This is a genomic window from Actinoallomurus sp. NBC_01490, assembly GCF_036227085.1.
Classification (GTDB): Bacteria; Actinomycetota; Actinomycetes; order Streptosporangiales; family Streptosporangiaceae; genus Actinoallomurus; species Actinoallomurus oryzae.
The window spans coordinates 3,690,181-3,707,402 of the sequence record NZ_CP109433.1 but is presented as its reverse complement, the minus strand read 5'-3'; the positions used below and the strand labels follow the sequence as shown (position 1 = coordinate 3,707,402).

The window sequence follows — 17,222 nt, the reverse complement described above, 5'->3', positions numbered from 1 at the left end:
CGGCGGATAACCGTGATGTGGGTTACGGGGAAGTCCGCTGGTCGGACGACGAATGCCCCGTTCCGTGCGGGCACGGAACGGGGCATCGCGATGCCGTGGGCAGGGCCTGGACTCAGGCCGCCACCATGTCGGCGCGGAGTGCGCTCTCGATCGTCTCCGGAGTTGCCGGGATGCTGTCCGCCGTAATGGGCTCGCCGTCGAGACGCTCGTGCTCCGGCGCGCCCGACATCACCGGCTCCTGCTGGAGCTCGGCCAGCGCCAGCTGGTCCGAGACGTCGCGCAGGACGTGTGAGAGGGGAACGCCGAGGGCCTTGCAGATCGAGGCGAGCAGCTCGGAGGAGGCTTCTTTCTGTCCTCGTTCGACCTCGGACAGATAACCCAGCGACACTCTCGCCGCCGCCGAAACCTCCCGGAGGGTACGGCCTTGGCGCAGCCGCAGCTGCCGGAGTACGTCGCCGAGCAGCTGACGAAGCAGGACCATGTCTCGCTCCCTCCGATGAGTCCTGACCCTTCTTGTGGTTCCACCGTACCTGTCTTGACGAGGCAGGTGGCAGACCGAAGCTTTCGTGTTCGCTTCCGACGTAACGCTGTAATCAGCCTGGTTCTTCCCGATCTTCCGCCCAGCCCGGCCACGGATCACTTCCCTCGAGACCGAGCATGACACGCCGCAGCAGGTCAAGGGCGTGTACGACGGTCATCTCCCGGACGATCGCGCGCGCTCGTTCGCCGTCGGCGGGCACCGGAAGGGCAGGAGAACGTGTCGCGACGGCGCCGCCGGAATCGGCCACCGCGACGTGTACGGTGCCCACCGGATGCCCGTCCTGGGGCTCCGGACCGGCCACCCCGGTCACCGCGAGGCCGTAGGAGGCGCCCAGGCGCTCCCGCGCGCCCCAGGCCATCGCCACCGCCACATCGGTATGCACGGCCCCGTGGGCGGCCAGGAGCTCCTCCGGCACGCCCAGCAGCGCGTGTTTCAGCGGCGTGGCGTAGGCGATCACCCCGCCGGCGAACGTCGCGGACGAGCCGGGCATGGCGGTCAGCCGCGCGCCCAGCAGTCCGCCGGTGAGCGACTCGGCCACGGCCACGGTCGCCTCACGCTCGGCCAGCAGGCCGTGCACGACGCGGTCGAGGGTCACCTCGCCCACGCCGTACAGCGCCGAGCCGAGCAGCTCGCGCGCCGCCGCCTGCGCGGCGGCCAGCCGGTCGGCGCCGCGCGCCTCGATCCGCACCCGCACCTCGCCGGGCGAGGCGTAATAGGCGAGCTTGACGCCCTCCATGGCCTCGACCGGGGCCAGCCGGTCGGCGACCACCGACTCCCAGATCGTCGCCGTGCGCAGCACACCGGCGGACACGACCGCACCGGCCAGCTCCGGAAGCACGGACTCCTCGGCGATCGCCCGCATCTCCGAGGGCACCCCGGGCAGCGCGTACACCACGCCGCCCGGCAGGCTCAGCCGCAGACCGGGGGCGCTTCCGGCCGGGTTGCGCAGCAGTGCGGCGCCCTCGGGCACGTCCGCCATGCGCAGGGCGTCCGGCCGCAGCGGCACGTGGCGTTCGGCGGCGCGGTCGCGCAGGAGGCGTTCGACACCGGGATCGCGGCGGAGTGTCACCCCGGCGGCGCGGGCCAGGGCCTCACGCGTCATGTCATCGGAGGTCGGCCCGAGACCACCCGTCATGATGACCGCGTCGGCGCGCCGCAGGGCCTCGCCCAGCGCTCCGGCGATGACGTCGAGATCGTCGGGGACCACCGTGCTGCGCGTGACCTCGGCGCCCGCCTCGGTCAGCCGCCAGCCGAGCCAGGTGGCGTTCCCGTTGGCGGTGTCGCCGCGCAGCAGCTCGTCACCGACCGTCAGCAGTTCGACTCGCACGGCCATCGACCCACAGCCTCCACGCCTTGATGACATAGTCCAGCCCGGTCACGACCGTGACGATCACGGCCGCGCCCATCGTCACCCACCGAAGCACGTCGATGGGGCCCGGCATCACATAGAACCCGATGGCGAGCACCTGAAGCATCGTTTTGAGCTTGCCGCCCCGGCTCGCCGCGATGACGCCGTACCGGATGACGACGAAGCGCAGCAGCGTGATGCCGACCTCCCGCAGAAGGATCACGATGGTGACCCACCACCACAGGTCGCCCAGCAGCGACAGGCCGACCAGCGCCGACCCGGTCAGGGCCTTGTCCGCGATCGGATCGGCGATCTTGCCGAAGTCGGTGACGAGGTTCCGGCTGCGGGCGAGCTGCCCGTCGACGCGGTCGGTGAAGGAGGCCGCCGCGAAGACCGCCAGCGCCCCGATCCGCCACCAGGTGCCGTCGGTGAACAGCAGCCAGAGGAACACCGGCACGAGCAGCAGGCGCACGACCGTCAGCAGGTTGGCGATGTTGAGCAGCCCGGCCTGCGGCACGGCCGGGGCGGCGATCGGATCGCGACCCGCCCCGATCGGTTCTTCGCCGGCCGTCAACGCTCGTCCACGACGGCGAGGAGATCGACGCCCATCGCCTCGACGACGCGCGCCGCGACGATCTCGCCGACCGGCGCGTCGCCCTTGAGCGTCACCACGCCGTCGATCTCGGGGGCCTGGTGCGCCGCGCGGCCTTCGCCGGGCTCCTCCACGAGGACCTCGACGGTCTGGCCCAGGCGTTCTTCGGCGCGCTGGGCGGTCAGCTCCTCGGCGAGCACGGACAGGTCGGCGACCCTGGCGGCCACCTCGTCCGGCTCGACCTTGCCGGTGAAGCCGGCCGCCTCGGTGCCCTCCTCGTCGGAGTAGCCGAACACGCCGATCGCGTCGAGCCGCGCCTCGGTGAGGAACCGGGCGAGCTCGTCGACGTCCTCCTCGGTCTCGCCGGGGAAGCCGACGATGAAGTTGGACCGTACGCCGGCCTCCGGCGCGAGCTCACGGATGCGCTCCAGCAGGCCGAGGAAGCGCTCGGTGTCGCCGAACCGGCGCATCCGCCGCAGCAGCGGGCCGCTGGCGTGCTGGAACGACAGGTCGAAGTAGGGCGCGACGCCGGGCGTCGTGGCGATCGTCTCCAGCAGGCCGGGGCGCAGCTCCGCGGGCTGGAGGTAGCTCACGCGTACGCGCTCGACGCCCTCCACCGCGGCGAGCTCGGGCAGCAGGGTCTCCAGCAGCCGCAGGTCGCCCAGGTCCTTGCCGTACGAGGTGGAGTTCTCGCTGACGAGGATGATCTCGCGGACGCCCTGGCCGGCCAGCCAGCGCGCCTCCTCCAGCACCTCGGCCGGCCGCCGCGAGACGTACGCGCCGCGGAACGCCGGAATCGCGCAGAAGGTGCACCGCCGATCACAGCCGGAGGCGAGCTTGAGCGGCGCGGCCGGGCCACCGCCGAGCCGGCGGCGCAGCACCCGTGGCCCGGACGCCGGCGCGATCCCCTCCGGCAGGTCGGGCGCCGAACCGTGCCCGGGGACGTGCACGTGGGCGCCGGAGCGCTCGACCGGGCTCAGTGGCAGCAGCTTCCGGCGGTCCTGCGGCGTGTGGGAGCGGTGCCCCCGGCCGGTCAGGACGTCGTCGAGCCGGTCGCCGATCGCGGCGTAGTCGTCGAAGCTCAGCACCGCGTCGGCCTCGGGGAGCGACTCGGCCAGCTCCGCGCCGTACCGCTCGGCGAGACAGCCCGCGGCGACGACCTTCGCTCCGGAGTCGGCCGCGGCCAGCAGGGTGTCGATGGAGTCCTTCTTCGCTGCGTCGATGAAACCGCAGGTGTTGACGAGGACGACCGAGGCGTCACCGGAGTCGTCCAGCGTCCAGCCGGCGCTCTCGAGCCGCGCCGCGAGCTCCTCGGAGTCGACCTCGTTGCGGGCGCACCCGAGGGTGACGAGCGAGACGGAGCGGCGGTCCGCCGATGTCGCGGACTGGTCGGCGGTGCTCACGCGGAGCGCTCCCCTCTGGCCGGGCGTGCGGGGAGGGCGAGCACGGGCTCAGTTCGGCGGGTGGACATGCCCCATACGGTACTGGTCCCGCGAAGATGGCAGGAGGTCAGCCTTTACGCGGCACCCGCCACGACGGCACGAGGTCGACCATCAGGCGGCACCCGCCACGACGGCAGAAGATCAGCCTCTGCGCTGCACCCGCGGAGAGGGCGCGTGGCCGGCCTTGAACGAATCGCGCGGAGAAGGGGCGTGGCTGGCCTTGAGCGGATCGCGCGGGCCGTAGCTCAGCCGGATGACCTGTCCGGTCTCGCCGGGCGCGCCGACGTCCTTGCCGTTGACCGTCACGTGGACGCCGCCGCCGTTGCCGATCAGCAGCCGGATGCGCTTCTTGGACTTCCACTCTTCGGTCTGCCCGGCGCGGATGATGCCGCTGAACAGCTCCTTGCCCTTGGCGTCGCGGACGTTGAGCCAGCTCGCGCGCTTGGCCTTGACCCGGACGGTGACGTCTTTGCGCGGCGCCGGCGCCGGTGACGGCGAGGTGGCCCTGCTGCGGGGAGCCGGCGTGGCGGTCGCCGGGGCGGCCGCCCGCTGGGCGGAGCGGTGCTCGTCGTGCCCGGTCGCGACCCGGACGATGCCGTAGATCGCCACGAGGACGAGCGCGACGATCATGGCGGCGCTCCAGTTGGGCGCGCGCCGCTCGCGGAACCGTACGGGCGTCTCGGGCTCGAACGCCTGCCGTGCCGGGATCGCCTGCGGTGATCCGCCGTGTGCGTCGTCGTACTCGTCGATGAGGGGCTCGGGGTCGATCCCGGCGGCCCGGGCGATGCTGCGGATGTGCCCGCGCGCGTAGAAGTTTCCGCCGCACAGCGTGTAGTCGTCGCGCTCGATGGCGTTGATCACGGTCTCGCGGATGCGGGTGCGGTCGGCCACCTGACCGACGGTCATCCCGGCGTCCCGGCGCGCCTTCGCGAGGGTGCCGCCGATGCTCGCGGCGCCTCCATCGTCAGCACCGTCGCCGACAACGGTTCCCTCGCTTCGCTCGGTCACGGCACCTCCTTCGTCGGCGCCGTGACCAAGGTGCCGTGCCTTTTGGTTCCCTCGCTCCGCTCGGTCACGACACCTCCTTCGTCGGCGCCGTGACCAAGGTGCTGTGCCTTTTGGTTCCCTCGCTTCGCTCGGTCACGACACCTCCTGGGAACCTCGTGGCGTATCACGCGATGACGTCGCCCGAATCGTCCTTCGCTACCGCTGAGTCTATGAAGGCCGGCCGCCGGAAGCGACGTGCAACGCTGTATTGTCAGCTACCCAAGATCTCCGTCGCTACTCGCCGCGCAGCGATGCCAGAACGCCCGGCAGATCGTCGGGTTTGACCAAGACATCACGTGCCTTCGACCCTTCGCTGGGGCCGACGATGGAACGGCTCTCCAGAAGGTCCATGAGACGTCCGGCTTTGGCGAAACCGACGCGCAGCTTCCGCTGGAGCATCGAGGTCGAGCCGAACTGGCTGGAGACGATGAGCTCGGCGGCCTGGACGAGCAGCTCGAGGTCGTCACCGATGTCCTCGTCGATCTCCTTCTTGCGCTGCTCGCTCGCCGCCACGTCCTCGCGGTAGTCGGGCTCGGCCTGCTTCTTGCAGTGCTCGACGACGTCATGGATCTCTTTTTCGGAGACGTAGGCGTTCTGCAGACGCATCGGCTTGCTCGCGCCCATCGGCAGGAACAACGCGTCACCCTGTCCGACGAGCTTCTCCGCGCCGGGCTGGTCGAGGATGACGCGGCTGTCGGCCAGGCTGGAGGTGGCGAACGCCAGCCGCGACGGGACGTTCGCCTTGATCAGGCCGGTCACCACGTCGACGCTCGGCCGCTGGGTGGCGAGCACGAGGTGGATGCCCGCCGCGCGGGCGAGCTGGGTGATGCGCACGACGGAGTCCTCGACGTCGCGCGGCGCGACCATCATCAGGTCGGCCAGCTCGTCCACGATCACCAGGAGGTACGGGTAGGGCTGGTAGACGCGCTCGCTGCCCGGCGGAGCGGTGAGCTTGCCGGCCAGTACGGCCTTGTTGAAGTCGTCGATGTGCCGGTATCCGGAGGCCGCCAGGTCGTCGTAGCGGCGGTCCATCTCCCCCACCACCCACTGCAGCGCCTCGGCCGCCTTCTTCGGGTTGGTGATGATCGGGGTGATCAGGTGCGGGATGCCGGAGTAGGAGGTCAGCTCGACGCGCTTGGGGTCGACGAGCACCATCCGTACCTCGTCCGGCGTGGCGCGCATGAGGATCGAGGTGATGAGCCCGTTGATGCAGGTGGACTTACCGGCGCCGGTCGCGCCCGCGATGAGCATGTGCGGCATCTTGGCCAGGTTGGCCACGACCGTACGGCCCTCGACGTCCTTGCCGAGGCCGACGACCATCGGGTGGTGGTCGTTGACCGCAACCGGGGCGCGCAGCGTGTCGCCGAGGCTGACGATGTCCTTGTCGGTGTTGGGGATCTCGACGCCGATCGCGGACTTGCCGGGGATCGGCGAGATGATCCGCACGTCGGCGCTCTTGACCGCGAGCGCGATGTTCTTGGTCAGCGCGGTGATGCGCTCGACCTTGACCGCGGGCCCCAGCTCGATCTCGTACCGGGTGATCGTCGGGCCGCGGGTGAAGCCGGTGACCTGCGCGTCCACGCCGAACTGGTCGAGCACCTCCGACAGGGCGTTCACCACGGCGTCGTTGGCCTTGGTGCGCGGCTTGACGACGGATCCGGGCTTGAGCTTGCCGACCGGCGGGAGCGTGTACGCGCCGCCGACGCCGGAGGAGGAGAGCGTGAGCTGCTCGGCGCTCTTCGGCGGCGGCGTGTGGTCCGGCGGCTCGGGCGGCGTGAAGACCTCGGTGGGCTCGGCCGGCTCGAAGAGCTCGTCGGCGAGGCTGGGCCCGTCGTCCTCCTCCTCGGCCTGATCCGGCCCGTCGGGGCCGGCGACGACCGGGGTGTCGTAGGGCTTCTTGTGGTCGCCGAGCTCGACGTCGCGCTTGCGGGAGCGCTTCTTGCCGCGCTCCGGCGTCTCCTCGGCGGCGGTCGCGTCGTCCTCGGGGATCAGCGGCTCGCGCAGCAGGATGCGGTCGCGGAACGCGGCGAGGCGCTCCGGCACCTGATGCACCGGTGTGGCGGTGACCACGAGCAGGCCGAACGCGGCGACCAGCAGCAGCAGCGGCACGGCGACCCAGCCGGTCACGGTGCTGGTGAGGGGCGCCGACAGCAGCCAGCCGATGAGGCCGCCGGAGTCCTGCAGCGCGCGTTCGCCCGCGTCGGGGTACGGCGTGCCGTGCGCGGCGTGGACGACGCCCAGGATGCCGCCGATGAGCGCGGCGCAGCCGATGGTGAGGCGCCCGCCGTCGCCGTTGTGCCCCGGGTGGCGCAGCATCCGCCAGGCCAGCAGCGCGAACATCACCGGAAGCAGCCCGGCGAGCGTGCCGAAGCCGTCCCGCACGGCGCGGCCGAAGTACTTGATCAGGCCGGTGTGCGGCGTCCACCAGGTCGCGGCGGCGAGCACGATGGCCAGCCCGAGGTTGGCCAGGCCGACGCCGTCTCTGCGGTGCTCCTCGTCGAGGTCGCGCGCGCTCTGGCCGAACCGGCGCGCGAGCGCGCCGACGGAGCGGGCGACCATCAGCCACACCCCGGCGATGACGCGGTAGAGGCCGAGCATCAGCTGGCCGAGCGGGTCGGGCCGCTGCGGCCGGCTCTTGGCGGCCGGGCGTTTGGCGGCCGGACGCTTGGCCGAGGACGCGGGGCGGCGGCCCGCCGACGCCTTGCGGGCGGCCGGCTTGGCCGACGCGGGCTTGCGCGCGGGCGCCTTACGGGCGTTGCCACGCGTGCCTGAGGAGCCTTTGGCGCCTCCTGGCGTACGTGTGGCCATGATGGTGAGACTAACGGCTATGCCCGATGGGTTCCCCTGTGCGCGGACGGCGTGTCGCGCCGGAGCGGGCCCGCGAGGCGGCCGGCCGGAGCCGCCGGGCTCCCGGCCGGTCTCTTCAAGAGACCCGCCGGGAGCCCCGCGTGCTGCGACGCGGCGAGGGGCTCAGACCTCGACGATCACCGGGATGATCATCGGACGGCGGCCGAAGGACTCGTTCACCCAGCGGCCCGCCGTACGGCGGACGACCTGGCGGAGCTGGTGGATGTCGTTGATCCCCTCGGCGGCGGCGGTCTCCAGGACCTCTTCCAGCCGGGGGATCACGGCCTCGAAGCTCTCGATGCCGGCGCCGCGGGCGTGGATCTCCGGGCCGCCCAGCAGCTTGCCGCTGGAGGAGTCGATGACCACGACCACGGACACGAACCCCTCGTCGCCGAGGATGCGGCGGTCCTTCAGCGAGGTCTCGGTGATCTCGCCGACCGACAGGCCGTCGACGTAGACGTATCCGGCGCGGACCGCGCCGGCGATGGTGGCCTGCCCGTCGACCAGGTCGACCACGACGCCGTCCTCGGCGATGACGATGTTCTCATCCGGCACGCCGGTGAGAGCGGCCAGCCGGGCGTGCGCGCTGAGGTGCCGCCACTCGCCGTGCACCGGCATGAAGTTGCCCGGACGCGTCATGTTGAGCACGTACAGCAGCTCGCCGGCCGGAGCGTGCCCCGAGACGTGCACCAGGGCGTTGCCCTTGTGCACGACGCGCGCGCCCCAGCGGGTCAGCCCGTTGATCACGCGGTTGACGGCGGTCTCGTTGCCCGGGATGAGCGACGAGGCGAGGATCACCGTGTCGCCCTGCTCGATGCGGATCTGGTGGTCGCGGTTGGCCATCCGCGACAGCGCCGACATCGGCTCGCCCTGCGAGCCGGTGCAGATCAGGACGATCTCCTCGCCGGGCAGGTCGTCCATCTCCTTCTGGTCGACCAGGATGCCGGCGGGCACCCGCAGGTAGCCGAGGTCACGCGCCACGCCCATGTTGCGCACCATCGACCGGCCGACGAAGCAGACCTTGCGGCCGTTCTCGTGCGCGGCGTCGAGCACCTGCTGCACGCGGTGCACGTGCGAGGCGAAGCAGGCGACGATGGCGCGCTTGCGCGCGATCCGCAGCACGTCGCCCAGTACGACGCCGATGTCGCGCTCGCTGGTGACGAACCCCGGGACCTCCGCGTTGGTGGAGTCCGACAGCAGCAGGTCGATGCCCTCGGCGCCGAGCCGGGCGAACCCGCCCAGGTCGGTGAGCCGCCCGTCCAGCGGGAGCTGGTCCATCTTGAAGTCGCCGGTCGTCAGGACCAGGCCCGCGGGCGTACGGATGGCGACCGCCAGCGCGTCCGGGATGGAGTGGTTGACCGCGAGGAACTCACAGGAGAACGGGCCGAACGACCGCGTCTCCCCCTCGCGGATCTGCACGGTGGTCGGCTTGATGCGGTGCTCGGTGAGCTTGGCCTCCAGCAGCGCCAGCGTCAGCCGCGAGCCGACCAGCGGGATGTCGGAACGCTCGCGCAGGAGGTACGGCACCCCGCCGATGTGGTCCTCGTGCCCGTGCGTCAGCACGATGGCCTCGACGTCGTCGAGGCGGTCCCGGATGTAGTCGAAGTCCGGCAGGATCAGGTCGACGCCGGGCTGTTCGGACTCGGGGAACAGCACCCCGCAGTCGACGATCAGAAGACGGCCGCCGAACTCGAAGACCGTCATGTTGCGGCCGATCTCACCCAGCCCGCCGAGCGGCACGATCCGCAGTCCGCCCTCGGGCAGCGCGGGCGGCGGCGCCAGGTCAGGGTGTGGATGGCTCATCGGGTCCCCCGCTCGTCACTCGACGGTACGGGGGCATGCTCATGCGCGTTCGTCACGCGCCCTCCTAGCTACTGATCGCGGCACGCCCCTCCGGCGATGCCGCGTGGTGCCTGCGGTCCTCTCACGGACCCTCCAAGACCTTGACTCCGCCGGCGATGAGGTCCTCCCTCAGCGCGGCGGTGAACTCCGGCGTCGCGTCCACCAGCGGGGGGCGTACGGCGCCTCCGGGCTGGCCGACGAGCGACAGCGCGGCCTTCGCCGCGATCACGCCCTGCGTACGGGTCATGATCGCGGTAATGACCGGGATCAGCCGGCGATGGATCCGCCGGGCCCGGTCGACGTCTCCTCCGAGGTAGGCGTCGATCATCTCGTGCAGATCGGCGCCGACCACGTGCCCGACGACGCTGACGAACCCGGCCGCGCCGAGCGAGAGCCAGGGAAGGTTCAGGGCGTCGTCTCCGGAGTAGAACACCAGGTCCGTCTCGGCCATCACCCGCGAGGCCGCGAACAGGTCGCCCTTGGCGTCCTTGACCGCGATGATCCGAGGATGCTCGGCGAGACGCAGCAGCGTCTCGGGAGCGATGGGCGTGCCGGTACGGCCCGGAATGTCATAGAGCATCACCGGCAGTCCGGTCGCGTCGGCCACGGTCGTGAAGTGGCGCGCAAGGCCTTCCTGCGGCGGCTTGTTGTAGTACGGCGTGACGACCAGCAACCCGTCGGCGCCGGCGGCCTCCGCCTGACGCGCCAGCTTCAGGGTGTGCACGGTGTTGTTGGTACCCACGCCCGCGACCACGTGCGCGCGGTCGCCGACGGCCTCGATGACGGTGCGCAGCAGCCGCTCGTCCTCGGCGTCGGTCGTCGTGGGCGACTCGCCGGTCGTGCCGCTGACGACGAGCCCGTCGTTGCGCTGATGATCGACGAGATAGGCGGCCAGCCGGGCCGCCCCGTCGTAGTCGACGGCGCCGTCGGCCGTCATCGGTGTGACCATCGCGGTGAGCATCCGGCCGAAGGGCGCCGCGTCGTCGCGCTCCTGCGGCACAGCGTTCGTGCTGGGTGCCATGTTCCGAACTTACCGGGCATCGTCCCCGCTGGGGACCCGCGGGCACCCTCGTGTCGCCTTCTTACCGCCGATGACCTCCTGTAACGGAGATGACGCCGCCAGAACACGCTCGGGGGTACATGTTCTGACGGCGCCTTCTGATCAATCGTCTCTCACAAAACCGGCGTTACCGGTGAACCTTGGCGGGCTTTCGTGCGTTGAAGAGAGTGGGATGAGGTTCCGCCGGGGTCTGGCGGGGCTGGCGGAGCCTCTCCCGGCGGAGGATGCGCGCCTCGGCTCGCCGGGGTCTGGGGCTCTCTCGCGCCGATCACCCACCCGATCGGCGCACCCGCGGCCGAGGCGCGCGCATCCCTTCCCCTATACGCCGCTCCGGTCCGGCTCGATGGTCGTCCACAGTCGCGCGAGGACCTTCCGCGGACAGATGCCGGGGCTGGACAATGGAATTGGGCTCGGCCCCCGGGCGGGCGGGGTAACCGCAGGCACCCTCACCGCAGGCAGGGCACCACCGACCTTCACGCGGCGGTGCGCGGTCGTTTCGGTGCGGGTCGTTCGGGGAGTTCTCGATCAGCGGTCCGGGCCGCTCTTCCTCACCGGTGGATTCGGGAGGGGCTCGCTCATCGCGGGTCCCGATGGAGACCGGGGGGTGTCACCGGTTCGGGTCGTCCGCTCGATCGCCCGGCCGCGCATTGCTCCGGCTCTGCGCGGCCGCGCACTTTCTCTGTCTTCGCCCGCTAACCGGGCGTGTGCATCCTCATGGGCCCTCAGCCCTCGTGTCCGGCCGCGAGGTGCTCGTCGAGCCGCGACTTGAGCTCCTCGGGGCTCAGGGCGCGGAGGAACTCGTTGCCGCGCACCGCCCACCAGTGGCCTGAACCGCCCAATCCGAACCTCCAGCCGGAGTAGTCGGCCGCCAGCTCCTGCAGCCGGCCGTCCGCCGGGCCGACCATGTGCCTCATGCTCATCCTTCTCCGAACCTCCCTACACCGCCATCCGCCACGACCAGCGCAACGGTCCCCCGAATACTTCCCCCAGGCAAGGGGGTTTGATCGCGCGACGACCGCCTGCGACGCCGACGTGATCATGTACGCGAGCAAGACGATGGCACGACGCGCCAAAGTCCAGGCAATTCGCGAGTGATGTAACTAAATCGTGACAATTGCTTGTCCTTGCGAATGTGGCGACCGTCCGGACGCCAGCTGCAATGCCCGGTGCAAGTTTCATCGGCAAGCTCGCCGCAGGGCACGCGGTAGCCCTCACCGCACGGCCCGCCGAATGACCCGTCGTCGCAGGTCAGAGCATAGACCGGGCATGTCACCGCTCGGACCGGTCGCCCGGACCGGCCTTGTTCGTGGATTTCTCTCGACTTCCACTCTCATGTGACGCGCCTCGCCTCACCGCCGCCCCCCGGCCCCCGCCCTTTGTGATCTTTCTCATTCGCGGATTCCCAGCCATTCCCTCCGGTACGTCGCCCAGTCGCGCGCGCTGGTGGTCCAGTCCGCGTAGACGCCCACCCCGTACGGCCGCCGCGGAGGGCGCCGCAGGGCATCGATCCCCTGCCGTACGCCGCGCAGCGCGGTGGGCAGGTTCTCCGCCCACGGCGTCGTGGTCCGGTAGGTCGGCACACCCATGAAGACGGTGACCCGGTCGCCGAGGAGCGCCAGGATCCGCTCGGTGTGGCGCGCGAAGTGCCATCCCGCGAGCGCCTGGGTCGGGGCCTCCGAGTCGTACGTCATGATCGCGACCTGGTCGACACGACTCGCCACGGCGCGCAGGTACGCGCCGGTGGGTCTCGGCGGGTAATGGTTCCGCCCGCGCGGCAGCAGCGCGCGGAACACCGGCGCCTCCCAGTCCGCGAGGGGCGGCTGCTCCAGCGCCGCCGAGAGCACCCGGCCCCTGCCACGAGTGAGCTCGTGGGTCCGTGCCAGCAGGTCGAGGAAGTCGTGGTCGTCGGGGTAGATCGGCTCGATGTCGTAATGGATGCCGGCGAAGCCCACGGCGAGCAGCGCCCGGTCGGTGTCCAGGATCCGGGCGCGGGTCCCCGGGTCGCCGAGGTCGAGCGGACCGTCACCGGCGCGCTCCACCTGGCCCACGTACGCCTGGGCGCGCACCCCTGGTGCGAGGCGGCGCATCGCCGCCAGCAGTTCGCCGGCGTGCCGGTAGCGGGACGGGGGAATCCGCCCGTCGCCGTCCAGCGGTCCGACGTGGAAGAAGACGTCGGTGATGTCGTTCGCCCTCAGGGTCTGGGCGAGCATGCGGTAGCCGGCCTCGGTGTGCGGTTCGCCGGCCCACTGGTGGCGCGCCCACAGGGCGTTCGCCGTTCCTCCGTACGCCCGCGGCTCCCGCTGCCACGCGAACCAGGTCTGGGCGAAGAAGACGGCGAGCACGCCGAGGAGCACCGCCACCGCCCATAGCGCGCACCGCAGTGCCTTCCCGATCATCTTCGGTGAGACGGACGGAACGGGCCGGGGGTTCGGGCGGGGTCAGCGGTGGCGCGGCTCGGTCACGGTCGTGTAGGTGGTCTCCGGAGCGCCCCCGCCGAGCTTGCGCAGCTGGAACAGGCGGATCTCGAGCAGGGCCGAGCCCACCGCCCAGATGACGGCGTACAGCACGACCGCGGCGACACATCGGCGCAGCAGCGGGTGACGCCGTCTCGGGGCCATGGGCCCGGGCGGCCAGTCGGGCCCGTAGTCCATGAACCGGCCGGCGTCGGCGGTGGCCCGGCGCCGTGCGGCGAGGCGGCGAAGACCGCCCAGGTCACGGAGCCAGGCGGGCCCGCGGTCGAGAGCGCGGCTCGTCAGACCGGCGGCGCGGCCCAGGAGGACGGAGAGCGGGCCCCGTGCCCGGATGCGGGCCAGGGACACCCGGCGGGCGGTCGCGACGGACCCGTCGGCGCCGGACGCGGGCGGGCCGGTCCGCCCGTCCCGTACGCGACGAGACATCCAGCAGGCCATGGCCTCCCCCGGCGTCTCCACTGGACCGGAGCGCGGGACCTGCGCTCCGGTGCCTCGAAACTTACCCGGCTCGAAGCCCGGTTAGTCTCTCGCGTCGCCGGTGCGCGTGGGAGTCAGAAGACCGGGATGATGTCCTGCGGGTCGATGTTCGCGACGTCGACGCCGTCGATGTCGAGCTCGGGAATGGCAGGGAAGGCGATCCCCCAGCGTTCGACGATCGCGCGGACGCGGGCCATCGCGATGCGCCAGTTCTCCGCCTGCTCCTCGAAGGACAGGACGCCGAGGCCCGCGTCGCGGGCGTAGGACATCAGCACCCGGTGGTTGGGCAGGAAGTACGGCGGCAGGTCCCAGAAGCCCTCGGGCGGCTCCCACAGGATCATCGACAGGAAGACGAAGCCGGCCCGGAGCTGCTTGGTGATCAGACCCCGGGTGTCATCGGTCAGGCCCGGCCACTCGTTCTCCAGGATGGTCATGCAGATCTGCAGGTGACGGGACTCGTCACGCCCGATGCGCTGGAACATCTCCCCGAACACGGGGTGCTCGGTGCCCGAGGCCATCCCGCGGAACAGGGTGGAGGCGGCCATCTCCCCCATCATGAAGCTGGTGAACAGCACCGGGAGGGTGTAGCGGGTGACGGCGGTGTTGTAGCCGTTCCAGTAGCGCCCGCCGTTGTGGTACAGCCAGCCGATGTTGTTGTGCGCGGCCTTCTCCAGGTCGGTCTTGGGCTCCCAGTCGAGCGGGCCGCCGGGCCACAGCCGGGCGATCGTCCGCTGGCAGCACTCCTCGTGGTTCATCTCGTCGCGGGTGATGGAGAAGAAGCACTTGCGGACCGGGTCCTCCTCGTGCTTCTCGAACGCCTGGATCGTGGCGCGGGCGAAGACCGCCGGGCCGGACGCGTCGAAGTTGGCCAGCACCGAGAACCAGTACATGATCCCGAGCCGCTGATCGACGGTGAAGTCCTCCGGCCGCAGGCCGTCCCAGGGCAGGTCGGCGGGGTTCCAGACCATGCGCTTGGACTTTTCGTAGATCGCCGCGAGCTTGTCGGTCTCGACGTGCCACTCCATCGGATAGATGTTCGGCTGGGGCACGTCGGGCGCGGGCCAGAAACCGCCCTCGGGGATCGTCAGCTTCCTGTCATCCATCCGCCGCTCCTCGCCGTGAGAGCACCCCTTGTGACACCGTACGCCGGGCCGCGCTCGATGGCGTCATGTCCCGCGAGACCCGGGCGCGCTGGGCGAGCATGACGCACACCAGCACGCCGGCCGCGGCCGTCACCGTGCTCATTCCCGCATGGTCGCCGAGCAACAGCCACGACCAGACCAGAGTCAGCAGCGGCTGGGCCAGCTGCACCTGGCTCGCCCGAGCGACCCCTGCCCTGGCCAGGCCGGAGTACCAGGCGAAGAACCCGAAGAACATCGACACCGCCGCCAGGTAGGCCAGTCCCGCGACGGCCTGGGCGCTCCAGCGCGGCGGCTCGGCGACGAGCAGCACGGCCGTGACCGGCACGGTGACGGGCGCCGCGAGGATCAGCGCCCAGCTCACCACCGCGCCGCCGGGCATGTTCCGCGCGAGACGCCCGCCCTCGGCGTACCCGAGCCCGGCGGTGACAAGCGCGCCGAGCAGGAAGAGGTCCGCGACCGAGAGGCGCCCCGGCCCGTTCCGCAGGGTGAAGGCCACCACGCAGCCCGCGCCGGCCACACTCGCGGCCCAGAAGAGCCACGACGGCCGCTCCCCCACCCGTACGACGGCGAAGACGGACGTGGTGACCGGCAGCAGCCCGATCACCACGGCGGCGTGCGAGGCGGAGGCACCGTGACCGAGCGCGAGCGTGGACAGCACCGGGAAGCCGAAGACGACGCCGCCCGCGACCACCGCCAGAGAGGGCCACTGCCGTCCGCGCGGGCGCGGCGAGCGCATGAGGCGCAGCGCGACCACGGCCAGCACGGCCGCGACCGCGGCCCGCCCCAGGCCGATGGTGTACGAGCCGAAACCGCGCAGCGCGAAGGCGGTGGCCGGGATGGTGAAGGAGAAGGCCAGGACCCCGAGGGCCGCCGCGGCGAGCCCGCCGGAAGGCGCTATCGTCGCACGGGCAGTAGCGTTATCGTGATCTCTCATGGAAGACGATAGCAGTATCGCCCTGCTCGCCGCCGAGCTGCGCGGCGCCGTGGCGAGGCTGCGGCCCGGCGACCGCCTGCCCTCCAGCCGCGCGCTCATGGCCCGCCACCAGGTGAGCCCGGTCACGGTGTCGCGGGCGATCGGACTGCTCAGCGCGGAGGGCCTGGTCGTGTCCCGGCCCGGCAGCGGCACGTACGTCGCGGAGCGCGCCCTTCCGCGTGCCCTGGCGGACCTTTCCTACGACTGGCAGGCGGTGCCGCTCGCCGACCGCACCGTGGACGCCGCGGGCGTGAGGAGCATGCTGGTCGCGCCCGCCGACGGGGTGATCACGCTGAGCAGCGGCTACCTCGCGCCGGAGCTCCAGCCCGAGCGGGCACTGGCCACGGCCGCGGCACGGGCGGTGCGGCGGCCGGGAGCGTGGGAGTGCCCGCCGCTCCACGGGCTCCGGGGGCTGCGGGAGTGGTTCGCCCGCACCGCCGGTGGCGACGTGACGGCGGCCGACGTGACCGTCACCGGCGGCGGGCAGGCCGCGGTGTCGCTCGCGCTGCGGGCCCTGCTGCCGCCCGGCGCGCCGCTACTGGTCGAGTCGCCGACCTATCCCGGCGCGCTGGACGCGGCGCGGGCGGCGGGGCTGCGGCCCGTCCCCGTGCCGGTCGACCGGGATGGCCTGCGCACGGAGCTGCTCGCCGACGCGTTCGCGGCGACCGGCGCGCGGGCCGTGTACTGCCAGCCGACCTTCCACAACCCGACCGGCGCCGTGCTCGCCCCGGACCGCCGGACGCGGGTGCTCGACGTGGCGAGCGCCGCGGGGGCGTTCGTGATCGAGGACGACTTCGCGCGCCACCTGGCGATCGACCCGCCGCCGCCCTCGCTGGTCTCGGCCGACCGCGAGGGGCGGGTCGTGCACATCTCCTCTCTCACGAAGGCGACCGCGCCGAGCGTGCGGGTCGCGGCCGTGGCCGCCCGCGGCCCGGTGGCCGAACGCATCCGCGCCACGCAGCTGGTCGACTCCTTCTTCGTCGCCCGGCCGCTCCAGGAGACCGCGCTGGAGCTCGTCGGCTCCCCCGCGTGGCCGCGCCACCTGCGCGCCGTGAGCGAGGCGCTGCGGCGACGGCGCGACGCGCTGGTGTCCGCGATGGCCGCGCACGGCCTGCGCCCGGCCCTCCTGCCGCGCGGCGGCCTGCACGTGTGGACCGCGCTCCCGGCCGGTACGGACGACGTGGCGCTCGCCGAGGCCGCGCTCCGCGCCGGCGTGCTCGTCAGCGCGGGCCGCCCCTACTTCCCCGCCGAGCCCGCCGGGCCCCGCGTACGGCTGAGCCACGGATCGCCGGGCGGCGAGGCCGAGTTCGCCCGTGGCGTGGCCCTCCTGGCCCGCGTGCTCGGCGAGACCGGGTAGTCTCCGGCGAGCCCCACGAGAACGCCCCCTCGGGCTCCGCGTTTCCGCGGGGTCCCCGGCACCCGGTGACCGGCGTTCGCCGG

14 protein-coding genes are annotated in these 17,222 nt (G+C 71.9%); 1 reads left to right on the top strand and 13 read right to left on the bottom strand.

Features of this window, described 5'->3' with window-relative positions:
- Positions 1-112: 112 nt before the first annotated feature.
- The 13 genes from OG417_RS17765 to OG417_RS17705 form a co-directional block, all read right to left on the bottom strand.
- Positions 113-481: a helix-turn-helix domain-containing protein gene (locus OG417_RS17765; RefSeq protein WP_285580770.1), complete on the bottom strand. Its 369-nt coding sequence runs from the start codon at positions 479-481 to the stop codon at positions 113-115.
- A gap of 112 nt (positions 482-593) precedes the next feature.
- Positions 594-1,874 carry a CinA family nicotinamide mononucleotide deamidase-related protein gene (locus OG417_RS17760; protein WP_329256887.1) on the bottom strand — a complete coding sequence of 427 codons (1,281 nt, stop codon included), beginning with the start codon at positions 1,872-1,874 and terminating at the stop codon, positions 594-596.
- On the bottom strand, positions 1,840-2,463 hold the full coding sequence (pgsA, locus tag OG417_RS17755; protein ID WP_329256883.1) for a CDP-diacylglycerol--glycerol-3-phosphate 3-phosphatidyltransferase: 624 nt from the start codon (positions 2,461-2,463) through the stop codon (positions 1,840-1,842). The genes OG417_RS17760 and pgsA overlap by 35 nt, the downstream gene beginning before the upstream one ends.
- Complete coding sequence (gene rimO / locus OG417_RS17750) at positions 2,460-3,884, bottom strand: 30S ribosomal protein S12 methylthiotransferase RimO (protein WP_329256879.1); 1,425 nt, start codon at positions 3,882-3,884, stop codon at positions 2,460-2,462. Before rimO ends, pgsA begins: the two co-directional genes overlap by 4 nt.
- 180 nt (positions 3,885-4,064) lie before the next feature.
- Positions 4,065-4,931: a helix-turn-helix domain-containing protein gene (locus OG417_RS17745; RefSeq protein WP_329256876.1), complete on the bottom strand. Its 867-nt coding sequence runs from the start codon at positions 4,929-4,931 to the stop codon at positions 4,065-4,067.
- A gap of 273 nt (positions 4,932-5,204) precedes the next feature.
- Positions 5,205-7,778, bottom strand: coding sequence for an FtsK/SpoIIIE family DNA translocase (locus OG417_RS17740; RefSeq protein ID WP_329256873.1), 2,574 nt, complete (start codon positions 7,776-7,778; stop codon positions 5,205-5,207).
- Between the two features lie 162 nt (positions 7,779-7,940).
- Positions 7,941-9,620 carry a ribonuclease J gene (locus OG417_RS17735; RefSeq protein ID WP_329256870.1) on the bottom strand — a complete coding sequence of 560 codons (1,680 nt, stop codon included), beginning with the start codon at positions 9,618-9,620 and terminating at the stop codon, positions 7,941-7,943.
- 121 nt (positions 9,621-9,741) lie between these two features.
- Positions 9,742-10,680, bottom strand: a complete 939-nt coding sequence (gene dapA / locus OG417_RS17730) for a 4-hydroxy-tetrahydrodipicolinate synthase (protein ID WP_329256867.1) — start codon at positions 10,678-10,680, stop codon at positions 9,742-9,744.
- A 761-nt stretch (positions 10,681-11,441) separates the two neighbouring features.
- Entirely contained in the window at positions 11,442-11,633 is a 192-nt protein-coding gene (locus OG417_RS17725) for a hypothetical protein (RefSeq protein ID WP_329256864.1), read from the bottom strand.
- 474 nt (positions 11,634-12,107) lie between these two features.
- Positions 12,108-13,115, bottom strand: a complete 1,008-nt coding sequence (locus OG417_RS17720; RefSeq protein WP_329256861.1) for a hypothetical protein — start codon at positions 13,113-13,115, stop codon at positions 12,108-12,110.
- 42 nt (positions 13,116-13,157) lie between these two features.
- Complete coding sequence (locus OG417_RS17715; RefSeq protein ID WP_329256858.1) at positions 13,158-13,628, bottom strand: hypothetical protein; 471 nt, start codon at positions 13,626-13,628, stop codon at positions 13,158-13,160.
- 113 nt (positions 13,629-13,741) lie between these two features.
- The gene (locus OG417_RS17710) at positions 13,742-14,770 is read right to left on the bottom strand and encodes a hypothetical protein (protein ID WP_329256855.1); all 1,029 of its coding nucleotides are present in this window, start codon (positions 14,768-14,770) and stop codon (positions 13,742-13,744) included.
- Complete coding sequence (locus OG417_RS17705; RefSeq protein WP_329256852.1) at positions 14,763-15,743, bottom strand: DMT family transporter; 981 nt, start codon at positions 15,741-15,743, stop codon at positions 14,763-14,765. The genes OG417_RS17710 and OG417_RS17705 overlap by 8 nt, the downstream gene beginning before the upstream one ends.
- On the opposite strand from OG417_RS17705, the gene OG417_RS17700 reads away from it, so the two are divergent.
- Positions 15,742-17,139, top strand: a complete 1,398-nt coding sequence (locus OG417_RS17700; RefSeq protein WP_329256850.1) for an aminotransferase-like domain-containing protein — start codon at positions 15,742-15,744, stop codon at positions 17,137-17,139. The genes OG417_RS17705 and OG417_RS17700 overlap by 2 nt on opposite strands.
- Positions 17,140-17,222: the final 83 nt, after the last annotated feature.

Excerpts from the sequence above, each read along its gene's own strand:
- OG417_RS17740 (WP_329256873.1), bottom strand. The coding sequence starts at position 7,778 with ATGGCCACACGTACGCCAGGAGGCGCCAAAGGCTCCTCAGGCACGCGT.
- OG417_RS17760 (WP_329256887.1), bottom strand. The coding sequence starts at position 1,874 with ATGGCCGTGCGAGTCGAACTGCTGACGGTCGGTGACGAGCTGCTGCGC.
- OG417_RS17700 (WP_329256850.1), top strand. The coding sequence starts at position 15,742 with ATGGAAGACGATAGCAGTATCGCCCTGCTCGCCGCCGAGCTGCGCGGC.
- OG417_RS17720 (WP_329256861.1), bottom strand. The coding sequence starts at position 13,115 with ATGATCGGGAAGGCACTGCGGTGCGCGCTATGGGCGGTGGCGGTGCTC.
- OG417_RS17735 (WP_329256870.1), bottom strand. The coding sequence starts at position 9,620 with ATGAGCCATCCACACCCTGACCTGGCGCCGCCGCCCGCGCTGCCCGAG.
- OG417_RS17725 (WP_329256864.1), bottom strand. The coding sequence starts at position 11,633 with ATGAGGCACATGGTCGGCCCGGCGGACGGCCGGCTGCAGGAGCTGGCG.
- OG417_RS17705 (WP_329256852.1), bottom strand. The coding sequence starts at position 15,743 with ATGAGAGATCACGATAACGCTACTGCCCGTGCGACGATAGCGCCTTCC.
- OG417_RS17715 (WP_329256858.1), bottom strand. The coding sequence starts at position 13,628 with ATGGCCTGCTGGATGTCTCGTCGCGTACGGGACGGGCGGACCGGCCCG.
- OG417_RS17710 (WP_329256855.1), bottom strand. The coding sequence starts at position 14,770 with ATGGATGACAGGAAGCTGACGATCCCCGAGGGCGGTTTCTGGCCCGCG.
- dapA (WP_329256867.1), bottom strand. The coding sequence starts at position 10,680 with ATGGCACCCAGCACGAACGCTGTGCCGCAGGAGCGCGACGACGCGGCG.
- OG417_RS17765 (WP_285580770.1), bottom strand. The coding sequence starts at position 481 with ATGGTCCTGCTTCGTCAGCTGCTCGGCGACGTACTCCGGCAGCTGCGG.